Origin of the sequence: Burkholderia sp. 9779_493, from assembly GCF_015712215.1 — a bacterium.
In the GTDB taxonomy this organism is placed as follows: Bacteria; Pseudomonadota; Gammaproteobacteria; order Burkholderiales; family Burkholderiaceae; genus Burkholderia; species Burkholderia cenocepacia.
The window spans coordinates 44,906-61,084 of record NZ_JACCQA010000017.1 but is presented as its reverse complement, the minus strand read 5'-3'; the positions used below and the strand labels follow the sequence as shown (position 1 = coordinate 61,084).

Sequence of the window (16,179 nt, the reverse complement as noted above, 5' to 3'; positions counted from 1 at the left end):
TCCAGGCCGCGCCTGCCTCCATCATCCAGCGAAAAACACAAGCCACGTGGGAGATCCTATGCACGTCAAGCTGTTCGCCGCGGCCGCCATCGCCGCCGCCCTTGCCGCCCCCGGCCTCGCCGCCGCCAAGCCGCTCACCGTTTGCACGGAATCGAGCCCGGACGGCTTCGACGTCGTGCAGTACAACTCGCTCGTCACGACCAATGCATCGGCCGACGTGATCTTCAACACGCTCGTGTCCTACGACGAGGCCGCGAAAAAGGTCGTGCCCGCGCTCGCGGACAAATGGGAGGCCAGCGCCGACGGCCTCACGTACACGTTCCACCTGCGCCCGAACGTCGCGTTCCAGACCACCGACTATTTCAAGCCGAGCCGCGCGCTCGATGCGGACGACGTCGTGTTCACGTTCACGCGGATGCTCGACGATGCGAACCCGTGGCACAAGGTCGCCGGCGCGAGCGGCTTCCCGCACGCGCAGTCGATGGGCCTCGTGAAGCTCGTGAAGTCGGTCACGAAGGTCGACGACAGCACGGTGAAATTCGTGCTGAACGAGCCGAACGCGACCTTCGTGCCGATCCTGACGATGGGCTTCGCGTCGATCTACTCGGCCGAATACGCGGATCAGTTGCTGAAGGCCGGCAAGCAGGCCGACCTGAACGCGAAGCCGGTCGGCACCGGCCCGTTCGTGCTGAAGAGCTATACGAAGGACGCGCTGATCCGCTACGACGCGAACCCGACGTACTGGGGCCCGAAGTCGAAGGTCGACCGGCTGATCTATGCGATCACGCCCGACCCGTCGGTGCGCCTGCAGAAGGTGAAGGCCGGCGAATGCCAGATCGCGCTGTCGCCGAAGCCGCAGGACGTGCTCGCCGCGAAGGGCGAAAGCGCGCTGAAGGTCGTGCAGACGCCCGCGTTCATGACCGCGTTCGTCGCGCTGAACACGCAGAAGAAGCCGCTCGACAACGACAAGGTACGCGAGGCGCTGAACCTCGCGTTCGACCGCGCGACCTACCTGAAGGTCGTGTTCGACAACACCGCGACGGCCGCGAACAACCCGTATCCGCCGAACACGTGGAGCTACGCGAAGGACATCGCGCCGTACCCGCACGATCCCGCGAAGGCGAAGCAGCTGCTCGCGCAGGCCGGCTTCCCGAACGGCTTCTCGACGACGATCTGGACGCGCCCGACCGGCAGCGTGCTGAATCCGAATCCGAAGGTCGGCGCCGAACTGCTGCAGGCCGACCTCGCGAAGATCGGCGTGAAGGCCGAGGTCAAGGTGATCGAATGGGGCGAGCTGATCAAGCAGGCGAAGCTCGGCCAGCATGACATGCTGTTCATGGGCTGGGCCGGCGACAACGGCGATCCGGACAACTACCTGTCGCCGCTGTTCAGCTGCAACGCGGTGAAGTCGGGCATCAACTTCGCGCGCTTCTGCGATGCGCCGCTCGACAAGCTGATCGCCGACGGCAAGGCGACCGCCGACCAGGCCAAGCGCGCGAAGCTGTACGAAAGCGCGCAGAAGATCATCCACGATCAGGCGCTGTGGATTCCGCTCGGCTACCCGACCGCGGCCGCGCTCACGCGCACCAACGTGAGCGGCTATCACGTCAGTCCGTTCGGACGACAGAACTTCACGACGGTCGCCGTGCAGTAACCGTGCGTGGCGCGCAAGCGACGGCGCACGCGCCGCCCGCTTGCGGCCCGCACGCCGCGCTTGCTACACTGCGCGCCTATTCCTCATACCGGACGCCAGCCAAAGTGAACCACTAAGCCTTCCCAAAATGTTTTCGCCGCCCGTGCCACGCACGCCGCGCGCGAAGGTCTTCACGCATTTTTGGAGGTGCTTATGGCTGCAGCCACGCCCACCGGCGCGCTCGTCGCGCTTCATCACGTTTCCTTCCGCTTCGACGACGGCGTCACGCTGTTCGATTCGCTCGACCTGTCCATCGATCGCACGCCGACCGGCATCGTCGGCCGCAACGGCATCGGCAAGAGCCTGCTCGCGCAACTGATCGCGGGCCGCCGCGCGCCCAGCGCAGGCACGATCGAGCGGCATGCGCAGGTGGTCTACGTCGCGCAGCAGCACGACGACGACGCAATGGCCACCCCGCGGACCGTCGCGCAGATCACCGCGCTCGATGCCCCGCTCGGCGCCCTCGCGCGTCTCGCGGACGGGCGCGCAACGCCGCACGACTTCGAGCTGATCGGCGATCGCTGGGATCTCGCGGAGCTGCTGCGCACGACGCTCGACGCGGCTGGCCTGCACGACGTCCACGCCGACACGCCTGCGCACGCGTTGAGCGGCGGCCAGCTCGCGCGCGTCGCGCTGATCGGCGCGCTGCTGTCCGGCGCCGGCCTGCTCGTGCTCGACGAACCGACCAACCATCTCGACGCACCAGGCCGCGCGTGGCTGCGCGCGGCGCTCGACGGCTGGCGCGGCGGCGTCGTCATCGTCAGCCACGACCGTGCGCTGCTCGCCGGCGTGCAACGCATCGTCGAGCTGACGCCGCACGGCGCGCGTTCATATGGCGGCAACTATGCGCGCTACCGCGCGCAGCGCGACGCGGAACAGGACGCCGCGCACGCGGCGCTCGACCATGCGCGCACCGAGCGCGGGCGCGCACGGCGCCGGCTCGAACAGGAACACGACACGATCCAGCGTCACGCGGCCGCGTCGCTGCGCGACGCGAAGACGGCCAACCTGTCGTCGATGGCGCGTCAAAGCCGCAAGGGCGCCGCGCGCGCGATCATGGGGACCGTCCGGCGTCATCAGAGCGACTTCAAGGCGATGCTCGACGCGCGCGTGCAGGAAGCGGCCGCGCGCGTCGAAGCCGACGCGCCGGTACTGGTATCGCTGCCGGGCACCGAGGTCAGCGCGCGCCGCCAGCTGTTCACGCTCGAACGCGCGCAACTGCCGTGGCGCGTCGCGGGCGACGCCGACGCGATCACGTGGTCGGCGAGCGGCCCCGTGCGCATCGCGCTGACGGGCCCGAACGGCTGCGGCAAGTCGACGTTGCTGAGAATGCTCGCGGGCGAGCTGGCGCCGCGTTCGGGCACCTGCACAACGCACGTGAGCACCGCGTATCTCGACCAGCGGCTCGCGCTGCTCGACGCCGAGCGCTCGATCGTCGACCAGTTGGGCCTGCTCGATACGCCGCTCGCCGAAGGCGACCTGCGCAGCCGTCTCGCGCTGCTGCAGCTCGACGCGACGCGTGCGACGCAGCCGGCGCGGCAACTGAGCGGCGGCGAACGGCTGAAGGCCGCGCTCGCGTGCGCGTTGTGGCGCGGCACGCCGGCGCAACTGCTGCTGCTCGACGAGCCGACCAATCACCTCGATCTCGAATCGGTGCGCGCGATCGAAGCGGCGCTGGCCGGCTTCCCGGGCGCGATCGTGGTCGCGTCGCACGACGCCGCGTTTCTCGCGGCGCTCGAACCGACGCACACGATGCAGTGGCAGCGCGACGGGTGGCGCTACGAACCCGTCGCGTGACGGCGACGCAGCGTGCTCAGCCGGCGGTGCGGAACCGCAGCACGCCGTCGTCGCCCTGCTCGCGCACGAGTTCGCCCGCAAGCCACAGCAGGTTCAGGTGCGCGAGCGCCTCGCCGAGCGCGAACGTCATCTGATGGATGTCGAGCTCGCGGCGGCGGAACATGATCGGCACGATGTCGGCCGCGCTCATCGGCTGCTCCGCGCACGCGACGCGCACTTCGGCCAGGCGCGCATCGTGGTGTTCGCGCAGTTGCGCGATGCGCGTGCGCACGCCGCGGAACGGCTTGCCGTGCGACGGCAGCACGAGCGTGTCGGGCGCCATCGTCTCGTAACGGCCGAGCGATTCGAGGTACAGCGCGAGCGGGTTCGCTTCCGGCTCGAGGTCGAACACCGACACGTTCGTCGAGATGCGCGGCAGCACCATGTCGCCGGAAATCAGCACGCCGTCCGCTTCGCTGTGGAGCGCGCAATGTTCAGGCGAATGGCCGAAACCGGTGACGACGCGCCACGTCCGCGCGCCGATCGTCACCGCGTCGCCTTCGCGCAGGCGCCGGTAGCGCGGCGGCACGGCCGGCACGAGGTCCGAGTAGTAGCTGCGGCGGTTGCGCAGCTTGTCGAGCGCGGCCGGATCGGTCAGGCCGTGGCGCGCGAAGTGATCGGCGGCGGCCGCGCCGCCCGCGTTCGAACCGTTGCCGGCCGCCATCAGGCAGCCGAACATATATTCGCCGAGCGTCATCCACAGCCGCACGTTCCAGCGGCCTTGGTCGCCGCCTTCGCACAGCCAGTTCGCGAGGCCGAAGTGATCGGGGTGGCAGTGCGTGACGAGCACGCGCAGCACGGGCAGGCCGTCGAGCTGCGTGTCGAAGATCTGTTCCCAGTGCGTGCGGATCGCGTCCGACGAGATCCCGCAATCGACGACAGTCCAGCCGGCCTGCCCGTCGATCTCGTCGCGCAGCAGCCAGAGATTGATGTGATCGAGCGAGAACGGCAGCGGCATGCGCAGCCAGCGCACGCCGGGCGCAACCTCGAACGTGTCGCCCGCGGCGGGCAGCGTATCGGCGAAGGGGTAGTCGAGTTGGTGTTCCAGGGCGTTCATCGGTGGGGTGTCTCGTCGTTATCGGTGCGAATGCGCGCCGGCGGCGGGCGCGGCGGGCGGTGCGTCGATTCTATCGCCGTCGCGAAAAACGCGTGCCCGGCGGGCGCCGGCCCGCCAAAAAAAGTTCGTGTCAGAATCGGTTCCGTACCCGTATCTTTACGCGAAGATGCACCGAACGGCGCCGAACGGCGAGCAACACGCCGATTGACGGCCATTCGCGCGTTGCCCCGAAAGTCATTGAAACGCCGACTTGGGCGCTAAAATGGCGAGTGCTTACAGCCCCTCCCGAACGAGCCTGCACGCAATGAATCACTTCCCCAAACTGCTGTCGTCGCAGATCGGTTTCGACGTCGCGCAGACGATGCTCGAATACTTCGATCGCCATTACCGGATCTTCCGCGAAGCGGCCGTCGAAGCGAAGACGCTGTTCGAGCGTGGCGACTGGCACGGGCTGCAGCGGCTCGCACGCGAGCGGATCACGTCGTACGACGATCGCGTGAAGGAATGCGTGGAGGTGCTGGAAGACGAATACGACGCGGAGAACATCGACGACGAAGTGTGGCAGCAGATCAAGCTGCACTACATCGGCCTGCTCACGTCGCACCGCCAGCCCGAGTGCGCGGAAACCTTCTTCAATTCGGTGTGCTGCAAGATCCTGCACCGCTCGTATTTCAGCAACGATTTCATCTTCGTGCGCCCGGCGATCTCGACCGAGTACCTGGAGAACGACGAGCCGGCCGCGAAACCGACCTACCGCGCGTACTATCCGGGCACCGACGGGCTCGCGGTCACGCTCGAGCGCATCGTCACGAACTTCCAGCTCGAGCCGGCGTTCGAGGATCTCACGCGCGACATCGACTGCGTGATGCAGGCGATCGACGACGAATTCGGCCACTTCGACGCAGCGCCGAATTTCCAGATCCACGTGCTGTCGTCGCTGTTCTTCCGCAACAAGAGCGCGTACATCATCGGCCGCATCATCAACGCCGACCGCGTGCTGCCGTTCGCGGTGCCGATCCGCCACGTGCGCCCGGGCCTGCTCGCGCTCGACACCGTGCTGCTGCGCCGCGACCTGCTGCAGATCATCTTCAGCTTCTCGCATTCGTACTTCCTCGTGGACATGGGCGTGCCGTCCGCGTACGTCGAGTTCCTCTGCACGATCATGCCGGGCAAGCCGAAGGCCGAGATCTACACGTCGGTCGGGTTGCAGAAGCAGGGCAAGAACCTGTTCTACCGCGACCTGCTGCACCACCTGTCGCATTCGAGCGACCGCTTCATCATCGCGCCCGGGATCAAGGGCCTCGTGATGCTCGTGTTCACGCTGCCGTCGTTCCCGTACGTGTTCAAGATCATCAAGGATCACTTCCCGCCGCCGAAGGAAACGACGCGCGCGCAGATCATGGAGAAGTACCAGCTCGTGAAACGCCACGACCGCCTCGGGCGGATGGCCGACACGCTCGAGTATTCGAGCGTCGCGCTGCCGCTCGCGCGGCTCGATCACGCGCTCGTGCGCGAACTCGAGAAGGAAGTGCCGTCGCTGCTCGAATACGAGGACGACAAGCTGGTCATCAAGCACCTGTACATCGAGCGCCGGATGACGCCGCTCAACCTGTACCTGCAGAACGGCAGCGACGCGGACGTCGAGCACGGCGTGAAGGAATACGGCAACGCGGTGAAGGAGCTGATGAAGGCCAACATCTTCCCCGGCGACATGCTGTACAAGAACTTCGGCGTCACGCGCCACGGCCGCGTCGTGTTCTACGACTACGACGAGATCGAATACCTGACCGACTGCAACGTGCGGCGCGTGCCGCCGCCGCGCAACGAGGAAGACGAGCTGTCCGGCGAACCGTGGTATACCGTCGGCCCGCACGACATCTTTCCGGAGACCTACGGGCCGTTCCTGCTCGGCGACCCGCGCGTGCGCAGCGTCTTCATGAAGCATCACGCGGACTTTTTCGATCCCGCGCTGTGGCAGGCGAGCAAGGACAAGCTGATGCAGGGCGAATTGCCCGATTTTTATCCGTACGACGCGACCCTGCGCTTTTGCGTGCGCTACCCCGCGCGCTTCGGCGCGACGGGCCGCAACGACGGCGAAGGCGATGCGCAGCGCGCCGCCTGACGCCGGCAACACCGAATCCGATATCGACCCGATTTCCGCCAACGGAAGCCACCCCGATGACTACCCTAGACAATCCGCTTTCACATCTGTTCGACAATAACGACGCGTGGGTCAAGCGCCAGCTCGCCGACGATCCCGATTTCTTCGCCCGGCTCGCCGACCAGCAGGCGCCGGAGTATCTGTGGATCGGCTGCTCGGATTCGCGCGTGCCGGCAAACCAGATCATCGGCCTTCCGCCGGGCGAAGTGTTCGTGCACCGCAACATCGCGAACGTCGTCGTGCACAGCGACCTGAACTGCCTGTCGGTGATCCAGTTCGCGGTCGACATCCTGCGCGTGAAGCACATCATGGTCGTCGGCCACTACGGCTGCTCGGGCGTGAACGCGGCGCTGCACAACCGCCGCGTCGGCCTCGCGGACAACTGGCTGCATCACGTGCAGGACGTGCGCGAGCGCCACGCGGCGCTGCTCGACGAATGGCCGGTCGGCGAAGCGCGCTATCGCCGCCTGATCGAGCTGAATTCGATCGAACAGGTCGTCAACGTGTGCCGCACGACGATCGTCAACGACGCGTGGGCGCGCGGCCAGTCGCTGACCGTGCACGGGCTCGTGTACGGCGTGCACGACGGCCGGATGCGCAATCTCGGCATGTCCGTGTCGAGCTTCGATGCGCTCGACGCAACCTACAAGCGCTGCGTGGCGGCGCTGACCGCGCGCGGCCAGCACGCGCCGGACAACGACATGGTCGCGGCGGACGCCGCACGGCTCGACGGCGTCGCGCAGGCGGTCGCCGCCACGCTGAAGCCGTGCGACGACGCGCAGTAACGTGAGGTGCGCGCCGGCCGCCCGGCGGCGACTGCCGCGCGGGCGCGGCACGCATCGAACGGATCTGACACCGGCACTGCCGCGGCGGCGCCAACCCAAGGAGCGACGAGCATGAAAACCGTATTGATCGTCGGTGCATCGCGCGGCCTCGGCCGCGAATTCGTCCGGCAGTACCGGCGCGACGGCTGGAACGTGATCGCCACCGCGCGCGACGCCGCGTCGCTCGACGCGCTGCGCGCGCTCGGCGCCCAGGCGCATGCGCTCGACATCGCGCAGCCCGAGCAGATCGCGGCGCTCGGCTGGAAGCTCGACGGCGAGCGGCTCGACGCGGCCGTGCTCGTGTCGGGCGTGTACGGGCCGCGCACCGAAGGCGTCGAGACGATCACCGCCGAGGATTTCGACGCGGTGATGCATACGAACGTGCGCGGGCCGATGCAGTTGCTGCCGATCCTGCTGCCGCTCGTCGAGGATGCGCGCGGCGTGCTGGCGGTCGTATCGAGCCGGATGGGCAGCATCGCCGAGGCGACCGGCACGACCGGCTGGCTGTACCGCGCGAGCAAGGCCGCGCTGAACGACGCGCTGCGCATCGCGTCGCTGCAGACGCGCCATGCCGCGTGCATTTCGCTGCATCCCGGCTGGGTACGCACCGACATGGGCGGCGCGCAGGCCGCGATCGATCCGGAAACGAGCGTGACCGGCATGCGTCGCGTCATCGCCGAATCCGGTTCTGACGTGTCTCAAGCGAACGGCCGGTTCTTCCAGTACGACGGCATCGAGCTCAGCTGGTGAGTGCGCCGACAACCCAGCGTTGTTAATTCACATTTCGCATGATTTTGAACCGACCTGACGCGTGCCCGTGCGGCGGCGCGTCCGCCGCGCCCGCCAGGACGTCGGCGCCGCGCTATGCGGCCTGCTGCGGCCGCTTCATCGACGGCGGCGAGGCCGCGCCGACCGCACTCGAATTGATGCGTTCGCGGTACAGCGCGTACGTGCTCGGCGCGACCGATTACCTGCGCGCGACGTGGGCCGCGCGCACCTGCCCGCCCGATCTCGACACCGACCCCAGCGCGCCGGACGCGCCGCGCTGGCTGGGCCTCGCGGTCAAACGCCACGCGCCGCTCGACGACCGGCACGCGGAGGTCGAATTCGTGGCCCGCTACAAGGTCGGTGGACGCGCCTACCGGCTGCACGAGACGAGCCGTTTCGAGCGCGACGAGCACGGTTTCTGGCGCTATGTCGACGGCGAAGTAAGTGAACGCTGACAAATAGTTGCTGTGTCAGACGCCGGGTTATTCCCGCATTGCACAACCCGATTTTGTCGGGCTACGATGACCTCGAATTGGTCATGTTGCATGGCAGGGCTTACGGATGGCGTTCAGCAAGGTATTGGTGGGATGGATGGCGGCCTGTGCGCTGTCGGCCGCTCAGGCCGGTACGCTGCCGAGCGCCAATACGGGTGCGGGCACCAGCGGCTCGCTCGCCCATGCCGAGCACTTCGACTACGCCGACGCGAACCTGCCGCAGGTTGCCGCCGACCTCAACGAACAGATCCTCCGCATTCCGGCCGACGCGTCGGGCGCCGTCACGCTCGAGGCCACGCTGTTCAAGCCGAACGGCCCCGGCCCGTTCCCGCTCGTCGTCTTCAACCACGGTAAAAACACCGGCGATCTCCATCTGCAGCCGCGCAGCCGGCCGCTCGCGTTCGCGCGCGAATTCGTGCGCCGCGGCTATGCGGTGATCGCGCCGAATCGCCAGGGCTTCGCCGGTTCGGGCGGCACGTACCAGCAGGAAGGCTGCAACGTCGGCAAGAACGGCCTCGCGCAGGCCGCCGACGTCGACGCGACGGTGCGCTACATGTCGCGCCAGCCGTACGTCGATGCGTCGCGCATCGTCGTCGCCGGCACGTCGCACGGCGGCCTCGTGTCGGTCGCCTACGGCACCGAAGCCGCGGCGGGCGTGCGCGGCATCATCAACTTCTCCGGCGGGCTGCGCCAGGACCTGTGCGACGGCTGGCAGCGCAACCTCGTCGACGCGTTCGACCAGTACGGCGCGCATACGGCCGTGCGGTCGCTGTGGCTGTACGGCGACAACGATTCGGTGTGGACGCCCGCGCTCGTCGCGCAGATGCACGATGCGTACGTGTCGCATGGCACGCAGGCGCAGTTCATCGATTTCGGCCGCTACAAGGACGACGCGCACCGGCTGATCGTCGATCGCGACGGCGTGCCCGTGTGGTGGCCGGCCGTGCACGCATTCCTCGCCGAACTGAACCTGCCGACCGCGGTGCGCTATGCGGTCGCGAACCCGCACGAGCCGAAGGCCACCGGCTATGCGTCGATCGATGCGGTCAACGCGGTGCCGTACGTCGACGAAGCCGGCCGCGAAGGCTATCGCCGCTTCCTGAACCAGCATCCGAGCCGCGCGTTCGCGGTGTCGTCGGAAGGCGCGTGGTCGTGGGCCGAAGGCGGCGACGATCCGATGGCGCTCGCGCTCGACAACTGCGCGAAGCAAGGCGCGGGCGCATGCCGGCTGTATGCGGTCAACGACCGTGTCGTGTGGAACGACAACGCGACGCAGACGGCCGACAACGGCGACGCCCCCGCCCGCGACACCGATACGCGCGCACTGGCTTCGCGCTGACGTCCGACGCGCGGCGGATCGTACGCCGCGCGCGTTTTTCGTCTTTTCCCCCGCTTCGCTTCCTTTTCTTTTCTCCTGAGCGCGTGTCCGTCGCGCGGCGCCGCCTGCCGTTTCGGTTGCCCGATTGCGTTCCGGTGCGCCCCCATCGCTGTGCCGCCGCCTGTCGGTCGCGACATCGCCCCGCACGCCCGTTTTGCGCTTCGATCCCCGATTTTTCGCCCGCGCACCGCGCGCCGCGCCGCGATTTTTTTCTGCGGGGGGTGTCACTCGAACGTCGTCATCTGCGCGCATTTCGCCCGATCCGTCGCGTTCCGTTCCGAGCCCCCACGAACTGCGTCGAACTCCCGCCCGACAAGGCTTTGCGGCACTTGTAACCGCTAGTGCAACGTCCGGCGGAACACGCTAATCTCAGCGCGTTTCGTATCCCGCCGCGCGGCATCCCGTCGATGCCGCGCGGTCGTTTTACCCCCGGAGTCGCCTTGAGTACGCCAGCCACCGACGACTGGGTCGCGCGCAGCCTGCGCGCGGTCTGGCACCCCTGCACCCAGATGAAGCATCACGAGCGCCTGCCGCTCGTCCCCGTCGCGCGCGGCGCGGGCGTGTGGCTGTACGACCGTGACGGCCGCCGCTACTTCGACGCGATCAGCTCGTGGTGGGTCAACCTGTTCGGCCATGCGAACCCGGACATCAACGCGGCGCTGAAGGACCAGCTCGACACGCTCGAGCATGCGATGCTCGCCGGCTGCACGCACGCGCCGGCGATCGAGCTCGCCGAACGGCTGCACGCGCTCACCGGGCGCACGCTCGGCCATGCGTTCTTCGCGTCGGACGGCGCGTCGGCCGTCGAGATCGCGCTGAAGATGAGCTTCCACGCGTGGCGCAACCGCGGCCGCGGGAACAAGCAGGAATTCGTCTGCGTCGCGAACAGCTATCACGGCGAGACGATCGGCGCGCTCGGCGTGACCGACGTCGCGCTGTTCAAGGATGCGTACGATCCGCTGATCCGCCACGCGCACGTGGTCGCGTCGCCCGATGCGCGCGGCGCGCTGCCGGGCGAGACGGCCGCCGACGTCGCGGGCCGCGCGCTCGCGGACGTGCGGCGCCTGTTCGTCGAACGCGGCGACCGGATCGCCGCGCTGATCGTCGAGCCGCTCGTGCAGTGCGCGGCCGGCATGGCGATGCACGATCCGTCGTACGTGCGCGGGCTGCGCGCGCTGTGCGACGAATTCGGCGTGCACCTGATCGCCGACGAGATCGCGGTCGGGTGCGGACGCACCGGCACCTTCTTCGCGTGCGAGCAGGCCGGTGTCTGGCCCGATTTCATGTGCCTGTCGAAAGGGATCAGCGGCGGCTACCTGCCGCTGTCGCTGGTGCTCACGCGCGACGACGTGTTCGCGGCGTTCTACGACGACGACACGACGCGCGGCTTCCTGCACTCGCATTCGTACACCGGCAACCCGCTCGCGTGCCGCGCGGCGGTCGCGACGCTCGACCTGTTCGCGCGCGACGACGTGCTCGCGCGCAACGCCGGCAAATCGGCGACGCTGCGCGCGGCGCTCGCGCCGCTCGACGCTCATCCTCAGGTGCGCCATCTGCGCGAGCGCGGCACGCTGTTCGCGTTCGACGTCGCGCTCGACGGCGACGCGGCGCGCGGTTTCTCGCGGCGCTTCTTCGAACATGCGCTGGCGCGCGAACTGCTGCTGCGCCCGATCGGCACGACCGTGTACCTGATGCCGCCGTACGTGATGAGCGACGACGACATCGCGTGGCTCGCGCAGCGCACGCGCGACACGCTCGACGCGACGCTGGAGGACCTCGGCCGATGAGCCTGCTCGACACCCTGCAACGCGGCCTCGCCGATCTCGACGCGCAAGGGCTGCGCCGCGTGCGCCGTATCGCCGACACCGCGTGCGACGCACGCATGACCGTGAACGGCCGCGAGATCGTCGGCTTCGCGAGCAACGACTACCTCGGCCTCGCCGCGCATCCGGCACTCGTCGCCGCATTCGCGGAAGGCGCGCAGCGCTACGGCTCCGGCAGCGGCGGCTCGCACCTGCTCGGCGGCCATTCGCGCGCGCACGCGCGGCTCGAGGACGAGCTCGCGGGCTTCGCGGGCGGCTTCTCCGACGCGCCGCGCGCGCTGTACTTCAGCACCGGCTACATGGCGAACCTCGCCGCGATGACGGCGCTCGCGGGCAAGGGCGCGACGATCTTCTCCGACGCGCTGAACCACGCGTCGCTGATCGACGGGATGCGGCTGTCGCGCGCGAACGTGCAGGTCTATCCGCACGCCGATACGGCCGCGCTCGCCGCGCTGCTCGACGCATCGGAGGCCGAAACGAAACTGATCGTCAGCGACACCGTGTTCAGCATGGACGGCGACGTCGCGCCGCTCGCCGAACTCGTCGCGCTGGCCGAGCGCCACGGCGCGTGGCTCGTCGTCGACGATGCGCACGGCTTCGGCGTGCTCGGCCCGCAGGGGCGCGGCGCGCTCGCGGCCGCCGCGCTGCGTTCGCCGCACCTGGTGTACGTCGGCACGCTCGGCAAGGCGGCCGGCGTCGCCGGCGCGTTCGTGATCGCGCACGAAACCGTGATCGAATGGCTGATCCAGCGCGCGCGCAGCTACATCTTCACGACCGCCGCGCCGCCGGCCGTCGCGCATGCGGTCTCCGCGAGCCTGAAGGTGATCGCGGGCGACGAAGGCGACGCGCGCCGCGCGCACCTCGCCGCGCTGATCGAACGCACGCGTGCGCTGCTGCGCAACACGCGCTGGCAGCCGGTCGATTCGCACACGGCCGTGCAGCCGCTCGTGATCGGCAGCAACGATGCGACGCTCGCGGCGATGCGCGCGCTCGACGCGCACGGCCTGTGGGTGCCCGCGATCCGGCCGCCGACGGTGCCGGCCGGCACGTCGCGACTGCGCGTGTCGCTGTCGGCCGCGCATTCGTTCGACGATCTCGCCAGGCTCGAAGCCACGTTGATCGAAGCTAGCGAGGCAGCAGCATGACCGCCCCGCTCTCGCTGTTCGTCACCGGCACCGATACCGAAATCGGCAAGACCTTCGTGTCGGCCGCGATGCTGCACGGCTTCGCGCGGCACGGGCTGCGCGCGGCCGCGCTGAAGCCGGTCGCGGCCGGCGCGTATCAACGCGACGGCGTCTGGCGCAACGAGGATGCCGATCAGCTCGACGCCGCCGCGAACGTCGTGCTGCCGCCCGAGCTGCGCACGCCGTTCCTGCTGAAAGCGCCGGCCGCGCCGCACATCGTCGCCGCGCAGGAAGGCGTGACGCTCGATCTCGACACGATCGTCGCGTGCCATCGCGAAGCGCTGACGCGCGCGGACGTCGTCGTCGTCGAAGGCGTCGGCGGCTTTCGCGTGCCGCTGAACGACACGCAGGACACCGCCGATCTCGCGGTCGCGCTCGGCCTGCCCGTCGTGCTCGTCGTCGGCATCCGGCTCGGCTGCATCAGCCACGCGCTGCTGACGGCCGATGCGATTCGCCAGCGCGGGCTCGCGCTCGCGGGCTGGGTCGCGAACCACGTCGACCCGGCCATGTCGTTCGCCGACGAGAACGTCGCGACGATTCGCGACTGGCTCGCGCGCGAGCACCGCGCGCCGCTCGTCGGCCGCATCGCGCACATGACGCCGGCCGCCCCCGAATCCGCCGCGGCGATGCTCGACATCGCCGCGCTCGTCGAGTCGCTGCGCGCCGCGCGGCCTTGACCCAACCGATCCCCCAATCCCGCCCAGGACAGGAAAACGAAATGACCCAAGCCCAGACCGTCGCCGTGCAATCCGACGCGATTCCCATGGCTGCACCGGCGCCGCAGCGCTGGCGCGTCGCCGACGTCGTCGCGCTGTTCGAACTGCCGTTCAACGACCTGATGTTCCGCGCGCAGCAGGTGCATCGCGAGCACTTCGACGCGAACGCGGTGCAGCTGTCGACGCTGCTGTCGATCAAGACGGGCGGCTGCGAGGAAGATTGCGGGTACTGCTCGCAGTCGTCGCATCACGACACGGGCCTGAAGGCCGAGAAGCTGATGGACGTCGACACGGTGCTCGACGCCGCGCGCGCGGCGAAGGCGAACGGCGCGAGCCGCTTCTGCATGGGCGCCGCGTGGCGCAACCCGAAGGAGCGCCACATGCCGGCGCTGACCGAGATGGTGCGCGGCGTGAAGGAGCTCGGCCTCGAGACCTGCATGACGCTCGGCATGCTCGAAGACGAACAGGCTCGGCAGCTCGCCGACGCGGGCCTCGACTACTACAACCACAACCTCGACACGTCGCCGGAGTTCTACGGCCAGGTGATCTCGACGCGCACCTACCAGGATCGCCTCGACACGCTCGACCGCGTGCGCGACGCGGGCATCAACGTGTGCTGCGGCGGCATCATCGGGATGGGCGAATCGCGTCGCGAACGCGCGGGCCTGATCTCGCAGCTCGCGAACCTGAACCCGTATCCGGAATCGGTGCCGATCAACAACCTCGTCGCGATCGAAGGCACGCCGCTCGAAGGCACCGCGCCGCTCGATCCGTTCGAATTCGTGCGCACCATCGCGGTCGCGCGCATCACGATGCCGAAGGCCGTCGTGCGCCTGTCGGCCGGGCGCGAGCAGCTCGACGACGCGATGCAGGCGATGTGCTTCCTCGCCGGTGCGAACTCGATGTTCTACGGCGACCAGCTGCTGACGACGAGCAACCCGCAGACGCAGCGCGACCGCGCGCTGTTCGAGCGCCTCGGCATCCGCGCGAGCCAGGCCGACGCGCTGTCGGACAACGCGTAAGCGGCAACGGCCGGCGCGCCGCGCCCGCCAACGAAAAAGCCGGGGCGCGCCCCGGCTTTTTCACGCCCGCGCGCACGGCTCAGGTCGCGCCGCCCAGTGCGCGCGGCTCCATGAACGTGTGCCGGAAATAGTCGCGCACCGCGTGCATCGCGGGACTCAGCTCGATGTTCTTGCGCCACGCGAGGCCGACGCTCATCGGCGGCACCGGGTCGCGCAGCACGATCGTCTCGATGCGCCGCCCTTCGAGCGACCACGGGCGATACACCATGTCGGACAGGATCGCGACACCGCTGCCGTTCGCGACCATGCTGCGCACCGCCTCGACCGACGAGGTGCGCAGGATTACGTTCGGCCGGTACGGCGTCTCGTTCCAGTAACGCAGCGCGGTCTGCCCGGCCTCGTCCACCGTCAGCATCACGAACGGCTCGTGCGCGACCTCCGCGAACGTGACGCTCTCGCGCCGCAGCAGCGGATGATGCGCGCCGACCCACAGCCTGCGCACCGAATGGATCACCGGCTCCAGCACGAGCTCCGGATTCGACACGTTCGACGTGAGCAGCACGGCCATGTCGTAGCGGCCCGCGATCAGCCCTTCCTCGATCGACTCGCGGTTCAGCTCGTGCAGGTGGATCGTCAGGCGCGGATAGAGCGTATTGAGCCGCAGCACGTGATGCGGCAGGAAGTAGCCGAGCACCGTGTAGCTCGCGGCGATCGCGAGCGTGCCGGTCAGCGTGCTTTCGAGATTCGGGATCCGCATCGCCTCGTCGACCGACGACAGGATCGTGTACGCGTGATTGAGAAAACGCCGCCCGGTATCGGTCAGCGTCACGCCCGCCGACGTGCGCACGAACAGCTGCGTGCCGAGACTGTCCTCCAGTTCCTTGATCGCGCTCGTCACGGCCGACTGCGAGATGGTGAGCTGGATCGCGGCCTGCGAGATCTGTCCGAGCTCGGCGGTCGCGACGAAGTACTTGAGCTGTCTGAGCGTCAGGGCCATGCGCGGTGGAAAACTGATGGGGGCAGGGCAACCATCATATCAACCGTCCGTTGCGCGGCAATCCGGACCCGCCCGACCCGCGCACATCCGCCTGCCGCGGCGCCGGGCGGCCGCTTCCCGCGATATCTGAAAAATCGATACGCTCGCATATAAAAATAGAACTATTTTGACGCACCCCGCACGGCTAACCTGCGTTCAACACGGTATCGACACGCTCTGCGGCGCA

Annotated in this window: 13 protein-coding genes; 11 read left to right on the top strand and 2 right to left on the bottom strand. The window is 68.5% G+C overall.

Translation table 11 applies throughout. From position 1 onward, the window contains the following. The first annotated feature begins 58 nt into the window (after positions 1-58). Together H0X95_RS19150 and H0X95_RS19145 are read left to right on the top strand one after the other, a co-directional pair. Positions 59-1,654 (top strand): ABC transporter substrate-binding protein, encoded by a 1,596-nt coding sequence (locus tag H0X95_RS19150; RefSeq protein WP_059721700.1) that lies wholly within the window; start codon positions 59-61, stop codon positions 1,652-1,654. A 192-nt stretch (positions 1,655-1,846) separates the two neighbouring features. Then, positions 1,847-3,490 carry an ABC-F family ATP-binding cassette domain-containing protein gene (locus H0X95_RS19145; RefSeq protein WP_196446143.1) on the top strand — a complete coding sequence of 548 codons (1,644 nt, stop codon included), beginning with the start codon at positions 1,847-1,849 and terminating at the stop codon, positions 3,488-3,490. A gap of 16 nt (positions 3,491-3,506) precedes the next feature. Here H0X95_RS19145 and H0X95_RS19140 read toward each other — a convergent pair whose 3' ends face one another. Continuing rightward, entirely contained in the window at positions 3,507-4,586 is a 1,080-nt protein-coding gene (locus H0X95_RS19140; RefSeq protein ID WP_006483650.1) for an MBL fold metallo-hydrolase, read from the bottom strand. Positions 4,587-4,890: 304 nt separating this feature from the next. On the opposite strand from H0X95_RS19140, the gene aceK reads away from it, so the two are divergent. From aceK to bioB, 9 genes are all read left to right on the top strand, one after another. Further along, complete coding sequence (aceK, locus tag H0X95_RS19135; protein WP_059721702.1) at positions 4,891-6,708, top strand: bifunctional isocitrate dehydrogenase kinase/phosphatase; 1,818 nt, start codon at positions 4,891-4,893, stop codon at positions 6,706-6,708. Between the two features lie 56 nt (positions 6,709-6,764). After that, on the top strand, positions 6,765-7,532 hold the full coding sequence (can, locus tag H0X95_RS19130; RefSeq protein ID WP_196446142.1) for a carbonate dehydratase: 768 nt from the start codon (positions 6,765-6,767) through the stop codon (positions 7,530-7,532). Positions 7,533-7,643: 111 nt separating this feature from the next. Continuing rightward, positions 7,644-8,321, top strand: coding sequence for an SDR family oxidoreductase (locus H0X95_RS19125; RefSeq protein ID WP_006495437.1), 678 nt, complete (start codon positions 7,644-7,646; stop codon positions 8,319-8,321). 38 nt (positions 8,322-8,359) lie between these two features. Next, a complete protein-coding gene (locus tag H0X95_RS19120; RefSeq protein ID WP_059721703.1) occupies positions 8,360-8,794 on the top strand; it encodes a YchJ family protein in 435 nt (144 codons plus the stop codon). 106 nt (positions 8,795-8,900) lie between these two features. Beyond that, positions 8,901-10,172, top strand: coding sequence for a dienelactone hydrolase family protein (locus H0X95_RS19115; RefSeq protein ID WP_006487605.1), 1,272 nt, complete (start codon positions 8,901-8,903; stop codon positions 10,170-10,172). A gap of 479 nt (positions 10,173-10,651) precedes the next feature. Beyond that, positions 10,652-11,998 carry an adenosylmethionine--8-amino-7-oxononanoate transaminase gene (bioA, locus tag H0X95_RS19110; RefSeq protein WP_195904302.1) on the top strand — a complete coding sequence of 449 codons (1,347 nt, stop codon included), beginning with the start codon at positions 10,652-10,654 and terminating at the stop codon, positions 11,996-11,998. Further along, entirely contained in the window at positions 11,995-13,179 is a 1,185-nt protein-coding gene (gene bioF, locus H0X95_RS19105) for an 8-amino-7-oxononanoate synthase (protein WP_059721705.1), read from the top strand. The genes bioA and bioF overlap by 4 nt, the downstream gene beginning before the upstream one ends. Beyond that, on the top strand, positions 13,176-13,895 hold the full coding sequence (gene bioD, locus H0X95_RS19100) for a dethiobiotin synthase (RefSeq protein ID WP_006483466.1): 720 nt from the start codon (positions 13,176-13,178) through the stop codon (positions 13,893-13,895). Before bioF ends, bioD begins: the two co-directional genes overlap by 4 nt. 41 nt (positions 13,896-13,936) lie before the next feature. Beyond that, positions 13,937-14,956 (top strand): biotin synthase BioB, encoded by a 1,020-nt coding sequence (gene bioB / locus H0X95_RS19095; protein WP_006483467.1) that lies wholly within the window; start codon positions 13,937-13,939, stop codon positions 14,954-14,956. 79 nt (positions 14,957-15,035) lie between these two features. Here bioB and H0X95_RS19090 read toward each other — a convergent pair whose 3' ends face one another. After that, complete coding sequence (locus H0X95_RS19090) at positions 15,036-15,953, bottom strand: LysR family transcriptional regulator (RefSeq protein WP_006483476.1); 918 nt, start codon at positions 15,951-15,953, stop codon at positions 15,036-15,038. Positions 15,954-16,179: the final 226 nt, after the last annotated feature.